This window comes from Paraburkholderia sp. (assembly GCF_035501035.1).
GTDB lineage: Bacteria > Pseudomonadota > Gammaproteobacteria > Burkholderiales > Burkholderiaceae > Paraburkholderia.
In genome coordinates, this window is record NZ_DATJWR010000094.1 from 1 (window position 1) to 11,131 (window position 11,131).

Below are 11,131 nucleotides of genomic sequence, written 5' to 3' on the forward strand. Positions count from 1 at the left end.
CTGCACGGCAAGCTGCTTCATCTTCCCGTACACGAATTGCCCGAAGTACCACGACAAGTCGGAGTGGTTGAGGATGTTCGCATCGGATAGCGAGCCTGCCTCGAGCTTCAGACGGCGCAGCATGAGCTTGCCGGCCTGCGAAGCGATGTAGAGCCGCACCAGCTCCTTGCGGGTCTTCTCGTCGGCCGATTCGAAGTGCTCGCGGCCTTGCTTCACTTCTTCGTTGCGCTGCGCCCTCGCCTCTTCGTCGCGCGCCGCGATGCTCTGCTTCACCGCCGTGGTGGCCTCGGCTTTCACCGTCTCCTGGACGCTCGCGGCCACGGCCAGCTCGGTCTGGATCGCCACCATCTTGCGCTCGGCCTCCGAGACCTGCCAGTTGTGGCTCAGCGCCTTCATCAGATAGCCCGCAGGGCTCTTGGTCACCTTGCCCTGATTGAGCCGGAACCGCGTGTACTCGATAGCCTGCTGGATGCGCTCGTCGGTCCAGCTCATGCGATGCTCGGCAATCACGTCGAACTGCTTGTTGCTCAGGCCAAACTCGGCCTTCAGCGTGAGCAGCAGGTCGTGCGCTTCGGGCTGCCGGCTCAGGAGCGCCGCCACCGTGTCCTTGCGCTTCAGGCGGAAGCGGATCTTGTTGATCTTGCGCGAGGTTTCCGAATCGGCGCGGGTTTCGTAGCTGAGATCGATGTCCGAAAGCTCGTTGATCTGGCGTACCGCTGGATCGAGGTACTTGGGCCGGAAATGCTTGAACTCCGACGCGCTCGTGCCGAGCTTGCCCGGCCAGCGCCGCATGACGTCGAGCTCGATCCAGTCGGTGAGGCCGGCCGCCACGAAAGGCAGCACGTAGTCGTAGATCGCGCGTGCGTAAGTCTGCGAGAACGACGCCGTGATGCACAGGTTGAGCCAGTGATGCTTGTCGGGCCCCGTGATGTGGCGCAGCATGAGCGGCGGAATGCGAAACTGGATACGCCCCTTGCCGATCTTGACGCTCCCCATCAACTGCTCGGAAATCCACTGGTCGTCTTCGCTCGGCGCGCGGTCGGGCGGCGTGTCGGTCACTTCGATCAGCACGCGCTGCGCTTCCTTGATGACGCTCTGCAAATGGCGCACGTTGCGGCTTTCATAGCGCATGAGCCACTTGAAGTAGTTCAGGTCGACGTCATAGGTATCGCGCGGCGTGGGCTCCTGCGCAGCGATGAAATAGGCGGCATCGATGAAGCGGCGCGACGAGAGCCCCAGCCCGTTGATGGCCACGAAGACATTGTTGCGCTGGAAGCCGATCTCGCGGGTGCTCTCATTGATCGGCTGACCGGACATCTCCTCGAAGAGTCCCAGCGACATCTGCTGTGTTGTTGTCCTTCGCCCGCTCTCCTCCGACATACGCACGTTCTCCCCGTCGACATTGGCGGGGACTCTATTCACTCCGGAAACACAAGTCAACACAATAAACGTTACCTCAAACACGCGCCCATTCTGGCCCACGCACAAAAACCGTACCTCACTGCACAAATATCTCTACATCTGCAGCACATAAAACGGAAACCTAGCGCACATAAAACGGGGCATTGGACACATAGAACGGTGCTTTTGGAAAGCAAGTCATTGAAACAAAAGCCTTTGCATGCTGACGTTAGTTGGTTGGTGGGTTTTTGTCTTTAAGTAAACAAACAAACCGACATGCAACAGCAGACGCTCAACGAAACTTTTGACGTGAGGCGTCTCGCGATACGGTCGAGGCATTTGCTGGTTTACCGCGCGGAGCCCCCCTATTTAAACGCTTGTAGCGCGAGGACATTTGAACCCGATACGGTACTGGCAGGTATTCGGGGCGAAGGGACTGGCTATCAGGGTAACGATTTCTGTGCAGAGACAGCAGGCAAAGGCAGTGTTTTTTGTGTGGTGGCTGGTTCTACCGCGCAGGCGTGTGTTCGATCGGTTGGTGGTCGTCGCCGGATAGCGCTGCTGTGCCAGCTTTTGAACGCGGCGCGCAGGAGGTAACGGAATTTGTGCAGCTACGGGATGCTCGGCCATGGCAACGTTTTTTGTGCGTGACTATTTTCCTATCGGATAGAGGCAACGTTTATTGTGCTTGCGGAGACGCACCGGCCACTGGTGAGGGCCAGGCGAAAGGTAACGGATATTGTGCGCAGCGTCCGCAGGGGCGACGTCGAAGCCAGATGGGCTCAAAGAGATGGCGGAGGCATGGCGCCGCAGCGGCCGGGAGGACTCGACGGTAACGCTTTTTGTGCAATGCAGAGGGCAGTTAGCCCGACGAGCTTTCCTGTGCCCGCGTGCGGTAACGGTTTTTGTGCATTTGAGGCGAGCTGGGCGCATGTGCGGAAATGCGAATGCACAGAAATCGTTACCTTCTACAGGCCGACGCCATTCGTGGAGGCCGGAGTGCTCAAACTGCACAAAAACCGTGACCTTCTTTCCAGGCGGCCTGCCTTGTACTGCGACCAAGTGACTCTGCAGCTCAATTTGCACAAAAACCGCGACCTCGGCCGGAGCCACAGGTTGCATTCACCATGACGTTCTGCCTAAAAAATAGGCAGAAAGCCGAAGGCAGCCCTATTGCGCCGCTGGCGGCTTCGGGGGTTTAGTTGACGTGTTGGCCTTGGGAATACCTCGCGAAGCCCCTGTAGGACGTTTTGGAGGGTCATTTTTTTCCATATCGCCCTCAATTAGTGTGTTTTTATACGCTTTTGCTGTATTCTACGCTTTATCCAAATTGCGATAAAAAGTGTATTAATGGCGAAAACTATCGAATTACCGTCGATTGATCGGCGCGTGGATCTTTCAGCGATCACGCAATTTGCTGAAGAGGCCGGCCGTCTATCCGAAGAGCTTCGTGAAATGATGCTGGCACCGCGGCCGCGAAAGATGGCGCCCACATTTACCTCCGCGCAGGTCGCGGAGCTTTGCGGCATTGATCGCATCAAACTGAACAACCTGCTTGCCACCCGCGAGGGGCTGCCGCAGGGCGAGGCCCAGGGCTCAGGGCGAAGCAGGGTCTTCACGCTGCCGGAAGCGAGAACCTGGGTCCAGCAGGTTTCCGATATCTACCAGACGCCACTCCACACCGGTGTGCGCGACGCGGACGGCAAGGTCATTCTCGTCGCCAACTTCAAAGGCGGTTCGACGAAAACGACCACGACCATGTGTCTTGCGCAGGGTCTGACGTTGCGCGGCCGCAAGGTCCTGCTGATCGATCTGGATCCGCAAGCCTCGTTGACGGAACTCTGCGGTTTGTATGCGGAGAAGGAAGTCACTGAGGATAGCACGGTCCTTCCGTTCATCTATGACCCGCACATGGAAGGCGGACTGCTGAATTTCGTGCAGGAAACCTACTGGGATGGGCTCGATGTCATTCCCGCACACCCCACGCTTTTTTCCGCGGAGTTCCACATTCCCGGCACAGTGATCAAGAATCCAGGATTCAAGTTTTGGGATCTGCTGCGTCAGGGCGTGAAGTCGCTGCGCAAGCAATACGACTACATCATCCTGGATACTGCGCCGTCGCTTTCCTACCTGACCATCAATGCGCTGATGGCCGCCGATGCGATGGTCATGCCTCTCGTGCCCGAAAGCCTGGATTTCATCAGCTCCGTTTCCTTCTGGAGCCTGTTCTCGGATCTCGCGCACACGATCATGGAGCGCGGCGATGAGAAGACGTACGACTTCGTTTCGGTTTTGCTTTCGAAAGTCGATTACGGCAAGACGTCTTCGGCGCCGGTGGTGCGCTCGTGGGTGCAGCGAACCTACAAGGACTGGGTGAACGCGCTGGAAGTGCCGGCTAGCTCTGCAATGAGCAACGGCGCGCTGGCGATGGCGACCGTCTTCGACATCAGCAAAGGCGATCTCGCCGATAAAACGGTCTCGCGCGTGCGCCAACCACTGACCGATTATGTGCGCTGGATCGACGATCTCTACGTAGAACAATGGAGGGCCGGCAAGTGAGTTCATTCCGCGACAAGATGGCGGCGAAGACGGCCGAGCTCGGTTCGTCTACCGAGCGGCCAGTGACGGAACGGCCGGCGGCCGTTGCACCGGTCGAGCCGCGCCGCAGCAGCGCGTTCAAGACCGGCCCCGGCATGCTGGGCGCGTTGGCGGTTGCGCAGCAACGCATCCAGGAACTCGAGAATACGAGCGACAAGCTCATGCTTCCGGTGAGCGCAATTCAGCCGAATCCGTGGCAGCCGCGCAAGATCTTTAGTGATGAGGGTTTGGCTTCGCTGGCCGAATCGATCCGCGAAGTGGGGCTCGTTGAGCCGATCGTCGTGCGGCGCGTGGAGAACGGCTATCAGCTGATCGCCGGCGAGCGGCGTCTGCGGGCGCACGTTCTGATTCAGGCGCAGGAAATCCGTTCGTCCGTGATCGAGTGCTCCGATCAGGACATGGCAGTGCTGGCGCTGGTCGAAAACGTAGGCCGCGAGGACCTGACCGACTACGAAATCGGACAATCGCTGCGCCGCGCGGAGCGCGAGTTTCCCACTCGCAAGCGCATGGCGGAGGCGCTCGGTATGTCGCGCAAGGGTCTGTATCGCTTTCTGGCATTTGAAAATCTCCCGGACTTCATTCGGCAGGACCTCGATTTGAATCCGCGACTGCTTGGCGGCTCGGCAGCCGATGAAGTCGTGTCGGCAATCAAGAAGTTTGGCACGGCTGGTGTTTCTGCTGCCCGCGAATTGTGGCCGGCCGTGGTTGCCCGCACGCTCGATCAGGGAAAGCTGGCCGCTGCGATCGGCGCGCAAGCGAGCCGCGGCGAGACGACAGAGAGTGTTTCCGAGCGTAGTATCGAGAAGATTTTCTCGGGAAAGAGCCACGCTGGAAGCATCACCAAAGATACCAACAGCTTTACGGTCAAGCTCAAGACGGGCGTGCTCTCAGATGCTCAGGAGACGCAGATTCGGGAATTGATTAGCCAGCTTTTCAACGTGAAGCCTGGCTAAGTCGATCGTGATGTGGTTGCGCTGCATGGAAGCCCGCATCGGCGGGCTTTTTCTTTTCCTGGAGGCAAATCGTGTGTCGAGTCGACACACCGAGCTTGCACATGCGGCGCTTGGGAGGGTGGGACACGGTGCGCCGACTCGACACATCGCGCGTCGATAGCAAGTGGGAGATCGCTATCCTTTACGAAGGGCGCCACGTCTCCAACCCGATGATGCTTCTCGTCAACGGCATTGCGCACTCTTCGCGAGCAATGCGTTCAGTTTTCGTTCACTCCTCGTGCAAAGTGTGTCGACTCGACACACCGAGGATTCTCGCAGAGCCGCGCCCAGTTAATCTGCTTCTCGGTGCTCTTGTTGAGGTCTTTGCACGCTGACCCGTAGCTTTGTCTGGCGTGCAACCAAGCTGTTCGTGGCGGGGTTGTGTGTCGACTCGACACACAACGGGTCGGTCCCAAAGGAAGATCTTGCTTCATGAAACTCTATCCAGTGATGGAGCGAGTTTCTGTTAACGCCACTAAATGTTCCTCGCGGCTAACGAGTTCAGTGCCGATTCCCTACCGATTGGCTATGTGTCGACTCGACACACAGCCAAGGATTCGAGAGAGGCTACGGCCACGGTCCACAGTATTGGCGACTCCGGAATCGTCTGTTCAGCGCGAGTAATCATTGTTAGCCGCGACTCGGAAGAGGAGCAGCGGGGATGCTCGCGGCTTGGCCGCCGGCGTGTCGACTCGACACACCGGTGGCCAAGCAAACCTAAACGTTGCCACGTCAAGGTCAAAGGTCGCGCAGTGTACGCGATCTCTTGTGATGATCACTGGCTGAAAGACGGGGCGCGCAACGGATCGCGCCTGTTGACCAGCCGTGTGTCGACTCGACACACGGCTGGTCAAGCCAACCTAAACATTGCCACGTCAAAGTCAAAGGTCGCGCAGTGTACGCGATCTCTTGTGATGGTCACTGGCTGATCGAGGGAGCGCGCGACGGATCGCGCCTGTTGACCAGCCGTGTGTCGAGTCGATACACGGTTGCCAGCCGATTGACGTGTGCATTTCCTTCAACCTATCGCATGGAATTTGCCGGCGTGACGGCTCGAGGCTTTCGCTAGGCTGAGTGCTTTCTTCGTCCCCTGAACGAAAGCAGCGCATTGCTCTTCGTTGTCCAGCCGCGCCGCGAATAACAGGATAGAGGTGGGGGCCGTTACAGCGCTGCTTGCTGATTCGCCGCGCGATTACCGAAGATTCCGCGAGGGTGAAGTGGGCATCTTGTGCGTTGGTGTGTCGACTCGACACACCAACGCAAGACCTCGTCGCACTGTGACCTGCGAACTATCGACCTGAACGAAATATGTCTGGCGTGACGTACACCACGCGAGGATTGCGCTCCAAAGGCGCTGCTGCGAATGTGCTGGCGTCGGGGCGCTGGGCTGCATTTCCTGTCGGGCGATGTGTCGAGTCGACACACTGTCGTCAGGGGGCGCTCCTCATCGGCTTCAACTCGAGAATCCTTGGCCGTCGGAGAAATCAACGGAGTGAGGACTGGCCAGATGGCGGCTTCATTTCGGCTATCTGCACAGCCTGCTGATCCACATGTACCGAGGCGGGTTATCGAACAGCCCTAAAGCAGCGGGCCATCCGTCTATCCGCTTAAAGCAGCGGTATACGAATGCTTGCTGACCAACTCGGCACGCACCGACTCGAGCAACCTCCCGACCTCACATTTCAACCGCCGCATTGAAGCTCCCAGCGCATGCCGGCGAGATAAAGCGATCGTCGTTGCCGCGCGTTGAATCACCGATGGCACCCGTCAGATCTGGAACGAAACACGCGCAGAGTCCTCCGCGCGGATCATGAACGGCCAGTCACGGCGTGGCGATATTGCTTTGGCGTCGAGAGTTGGGCTGCCGTATGTCGTAGCCCAGCGCCACTAGAGCGGCGCGAGTTGGCGGGCGGCTCTGTCTCCGGGTTGATGGGCAGTCTGGACCATGGGCGTGGGTCGGAACGCTGCTGGCTATCAATATGCCAGTTGCTACCGCGACACTTCACATCGAACAACGATCTTTGATTCGTGGCGCAAACGCAACTAACTGAAATTTACAGTGCCCGCCTCTTCGCGCGTTGGGTTTGCCTTCCCATGTCTGTTGGCCGAAACCCACCGGCGATAGCAAACCCACAGCCATGCAGCGCGCACCGTGAGCGATACCGGTGACGAGTCGCGGCCTGGCTAGCCCAAGTAGCTCTCGCAAATCATCTATCATTTGATGGCAATCGCCACCGTGCAAAGCCAAGCCCGCCACCGCGCCAAAAACAAGATAAACACTACATCTCATTGGCCGTGAAACATTTCGCTCGAAAACGAATAACTAACGAGAGCCTTATCCCATCGAAGCTAGAGGCCGAAAACAAACCAAATTCTAGTAGTTGTTTCACGGCGATAACAGCTCTCCGACCCCTAAACGTAACCTAACGCAGCACTCGCAAGCCAAAGAACGCGCCATTCACGCTGACTGTAAATTTCAATACGTATTTTGTAGTCATCGATGTTCGGCCGCGAAACAGGGCTCTGTTTGTCTGATCCGCGCTATCAAAGGATTCTTGGAGTTCTCGGCGGTCAACCGCAAGAATCGAATGCCGCCGCTGGCGGTCATCGACTCCCGCGAACGCGGGTCCCATGCGTGAAGACGTGACGCCTTTAACCTGCAGTCGTTCGGCAAAGGCATATAGAGGTGCGATAACACAACGCTGCGTGACTAATTAATATGTCTCCCTCAACGCACCCTCAACGCTGCACCGAGCAATGCAGGCCGCGCCGCTCCCCGAGTCATGCCAGCATGTTCAGCGCCGTCTCCAGTACGACGCGTTTGTACTTTGCCTGTTGCTTCGGCAAAGCGGAAAACGCCTGCACGAGATGCCCGTAAGCAACCGTCTTGCTGATGCCGTTGACGAGCATGAAGAACAGCACGTTTGCGTCGGGCACCTTGAGTTGCTTGCGCTTCGCGGCATCGGTGAGCAGGGGAGTCAGCACGTCGTGATAAGGGCGCACCATGCGCTCGACGAGCAGATCGAGGCGCGTGCCTTCCTCCGTGGTTGCTGTTGCGAAGAAAAGGCCGAGGTCGGGATCAGTAAACACCTTGTCGATATAGATTTCGAGCGCGCGCTCCACGCGTTCGCGGGCGCCAAAGGCCGACGTGCGCAACGCCGCTGTCGCCTCGATCATCGGCGCGGCCTCTTGCGCGATCTGCTCCACCACCGCTTCCCACAGCGTTTCCTTCGATCCGAAATGATGCGCGAGCAGCGCCGCATCGACACCCGCTTCGCGCGCGATCGCACGCACGCTCGTGGCGGCATAGCCGTGCTTCGCGAATGTCTTGCGCGCGTGGCGCAGCAGTGTGCCGGCGCCCACCGAGGCCCCTTGTGCAGGACGACCGCGCGTGCGCTTCGTCGCTGGCGTCGTGTGCGAGGCAACCGTGTTTTTCGCGCGCATCAACGGGTTCGAGGGCGAAGAAGGGGCGACAACACTCATCGCGCGTGGCTCACTCGACGCAAGCCATGGCGCGTGCGCGCCGAGCGTGCGCCGAGTCGAGCGCCTGCTCGTGTTCGGCGAATTTTTGCGGAACGGCCTCGCGCAGGAAATCAACCAGCGTCTTGATCTTCGCGTCAAGATACTGGCGCGAGGCATACAGCGCGTAAATGTTGTGCGGGACCGGGCGAACATCGGGCAGCACGTGGATCAGGCTGCCTTCGCGAATTCCCTGCAGCGCCGTCGGCAGGGGCAGCATGCCAATCCCCATGCCGGCCTGAACGGCCTGAGCGAGCGCTTCGGCCATGTTGACCGTGAGCGGCGCCGGCTTCGGCATGCGAAACGACTCGGCCTCGCTTTCCTCGAACCGCCACTGCGCCCCCGGTATGTCGTGCACATTGAGTTGCAGGCAGGTGTGCTGTTCGAGATCCGCGAGTGTGTGTGGCGTGCCCCGTTCGGCCAGATAGCCCGGCGACGCGCACAGCACCGAGCGCGTGAAGCCCACGCGCTGCGAAACGAGCGACGAATCTTTCAGGTTCTGCGCCACGACGATCGCCACGTCGAATTTATCTTCGAGCAGGTCGGGCGTACGCTGCGAGAGCACGAGATCGACCGAGACGTTTTCGAACTGCGCCGTGTATTGCGCGAGCAGTGGTGTGAGGTAGTGCTGGCCGAAACTCGCCGTGGCGTGAATGCGCAGCCGCCCTGCGGGTTGCGCGCTCGCGCCCTTCGCTTCGGCGTCAGCCAGGTCGACCTGGTTGAGAATGCGCTCGCAATGTGCGAGATAGCGGCGGCCGGCGTCGGTCAGCGAGATCTGCCGCGTGGTGCGATTGAAAAGCCGTGTCTGCAGGTTCGACTCGAGTTCCATGATGGCGCGCGATACGGCGGCGGTGCTCAGCGAGGCCCGCGCTGCGGCCTTGGCGAATCCCCCCGCTTGCGCGACCCTGACAAACATCCTCATGCTGCCCAGCTTGTCCATTTGATTTGTGTCGCTTCCGGGAATGCAATGCGCCGCGACTTGCCGTGATGCGTGTGGGGGGCTGGGCGTACTGCGGGTGAGGGCGCGTTGCAGCGCCGGGAGGTGTCGTGTCGCCAGATATTCAACGCTCGATGAAATAATTCTACTGTGCGGCGCGCGACACTGTCAAAGCGCGAACGCTCGATGTGTCTCACACTTCGCCACTTAACGAACGTGTGATCGGTGAACGTGCCAGCTTTGTCCCGGCGCGATGCGCGTCGATTAGAATTGGGCCGCATTATTCGGCTGTACTACTGGGCCCCAATCGCCGGCCGCGTCGAGCGCCCGGTCGCGCGATGCAGCGGGAATTGCCCGTTTTCCATTCAGCGTCAGGAAACAAAAGAGGACACGTCGTGAAGTTCATCCACGCGGCAGACATCCACCTCGACAGCCCGCTACACGGTCTGAGTGCGTATCCCGATGCGCCGGCCGCACAGTTGCGCAACGCCACGCGCGACGCGCTGCGCCAGCTCGTCGATCGCGCGATCGAAGAAGAGGTGGCCTTCGTCGTCATTGCCGGCGATCTCTATGACGGCGACTGGAAGGATCACAACACCGGTATTTTCTTCGGTCAGCAAATGGGGCGCCTGCGCAAGGCCGGCATTCGTATTTTCGCGCTATGGGGCAACCACGACGCGGAAAGCGAAATGACGAAGAAGCTCACGTTGCCCGATAACGTGGTCGTGTTCAGTCATCGCAAGCCGGAAACTCATGTTCTGGATGATCTCAAGGTGGCATTGCACGGCCAGAGCTTCAAGGACAAAGCCGTGGTCGAAAATCTCGCCGTGGGCTACCTGTCGCCGGTTTCCGGCTATTACAACATCGGCGTGCTGCATACCGCGCTCGAAGGCTACGCTGCGCACGCGAGCTACGCGCCCTGTACGCGCGCCGAGTTGCACGCGAAGGGCTACGACTACTGGGCGCTGGGCCACGTGCACGAATTCCAGCAGTGGTCGGAGCAATCGACCATTGTGTTTCCGGGCAACCTGCAGGGGCGGCACATTCGCGAGACCGGCCGCCGTGGCGCGGTGCTCGTCACTGTGGAGGCTGGGCATACGGCGGTCGAGCGGCTCTATCTCGACGTGCTGCGCTGGGAATCGGTGCGCGTCGACGCCAGCGACTGCCTGAGCGTGGCGGATCTCTCGCGCAAGATCGGCGCGGCGCTCGAAGCGTTACTGTCCACCGACCCCCACGTGCCGCGCGCGGTACGTGTGACGGTGACCGGCAAATCGCCCGCGCATGGTCTCTTTTTCGGGCGCGCCACGCAATTGCGCGCGGAAGTGCTCAATCAGATCGGCATCATCGGTAATGAGAAGCTGTGGCTGGAGAAGGTCAAGCTCGAAACCACCGCGGCGGATACGACCGCCGTGCAGCACGAACAGCTCGAAGCGCTCGTGGATCTCAAGCAGATTCTCGATGCCGCCACGCAAGACCCCGAATTTCTCGCGCTGCTCGAACGCGATTTGCGCACATTCGTTGGCAAGGTGCGCAGCGAAGTCAAGGAAGACGCGCCGCTGCTCGAACTGGCCCGCGAAGGCAACCTCGCGGCACTGGTAGATCAGGTGGGTCCCGCACTGCTTGCGCGCCTTTCCACGGGAGAATGAGCCATGCGCCTCAAGCAACTCGATTTGATCAAATACGG

General features: G+C 59.6%; 6 protein-coding genes. 3 read left to right on the forward strand and 3 right to left on the reverse strand.

The genetic code is table 11. The annotated features are described in order from the left end of the window. On the reverse strand, positions 1–1,341 hold a 1,341-nt coding region (locus tag VMJ11_RS07125), incomplete at its 3' end, for a replication initiation protein (protein ID WP_325618342.1). Between the two features lie 1,410 nt (positions 1,342–2,751). Here VMJ11_RS07125 and VMJ11_RS07130 point away from each other — a divergent pair. Both VMJ11_RS07130 and VMJ11_RS07135 read left to right on the forward strand, forming a co-directional pair. Continuing rightward, the gene (locus VMJ11_RS07130) at positions 2,752–3,960 is read left to right on the forward strand and encodes an AAA family ATPase (RefSeq protein WP_325618344.1); all 1,209 of its coding nucleotides are present in this window, start codon (positions 2,752–2,754) and stop codon (positions 3,958–3,960) included. Beyond that, positions 3,957–4,952, forward strand: a complete 996-nt coding sequence (locus VMJ11_RS07135; RefSeq protein WP_325618346.1) for a ParB/RepB/Spo0J family partition protein — start codon at positions 3,957–3,959, stop codon at positions 4,950–4,952. The genes VMJ11_RS07130 and VMJ11_RS07135 overlap by 4 nt, the downstream gene beginning before the upstream one ends. Before the next feature lie 2,820 nt (positions 4,953–7,772). On the opposite strand, the gene VMJ11_RS07140 is transcribed toward VMJ11_RS07135, so the two are convergent. Together VMJ11_RS07140 and VMJ11_RS07145 are read right to left on the reverse strand one after the other, a co-directional pair. Continuing rightward, a complete protein-coding gene (locus VMJ11_RS07140) occupies positions 7,773–8,435 on the reverse strand; it encodes a helix-turn-helix domain-containing protein (RefSeq protein WP_325618348.1) in 663 nt (220 codons plus the stop codon). Between the two features lie 49 nt (positions 8,436–8,484). After that, positions 8,485–9,450 carry a LysR family transcriptional regulator gene (locus VMJ11_RS07145; protein WP_325618350.1) on the reverse strand — a complete coding sequence of 322 codons (966 nt, stop codon included), beginning with the start codon at positions 9,448–9,450 and terminating at the stop codon, positions 8,485–8,487. 392 nt (positions 9,451–9,842) lie between these two features. Here VMJ11_RS07145 and VMJ11_RS07150 point away from each other — a divergent pair, with 392 nt between their 5' ends. Beyond that, the gene (locus tag VMJ11_RS07150) at positions 9,843–11,093 is read left to right on the forward strand and encodes a DNA repair exonuclease (protein ID WP_325618353.1); all 1,251 of its coding nucleotides are present in this window, start codon (positions 9,843–9,845) and stop codon (positions 11,091–11,093) included. The last annotated feature ends 38 nt before the right edge of the window (positions 11,094–11,131 follow it).

What these genes read in the sequence shown, in the direction of transcription:
- VMJ11_RS07130 (WP_325618344.1), top strand. Translation starts at nt 2,752, where the DNA reads ATGGCGAAAACTATCGAATTACCGTCGATTGATCGGCGCGTGGATCTT.
- VMJ11_RS07140 (WP_325618348.1), bottom strand. Translation starts at nt 8,435, where the DNA reads ATGCGCGCGAAAAACACGGTTGCCTCGCACACGACGCCAGCGACGAAG.
- VMJ11_RS07145 (WP_325618350.1), bottom strand. Translation starts at nt 9,450, where the DNA reads ATGGACAAGCTGGGCAGCATGAGGATGTTTGTCAGGGTCGCGCAAGCG.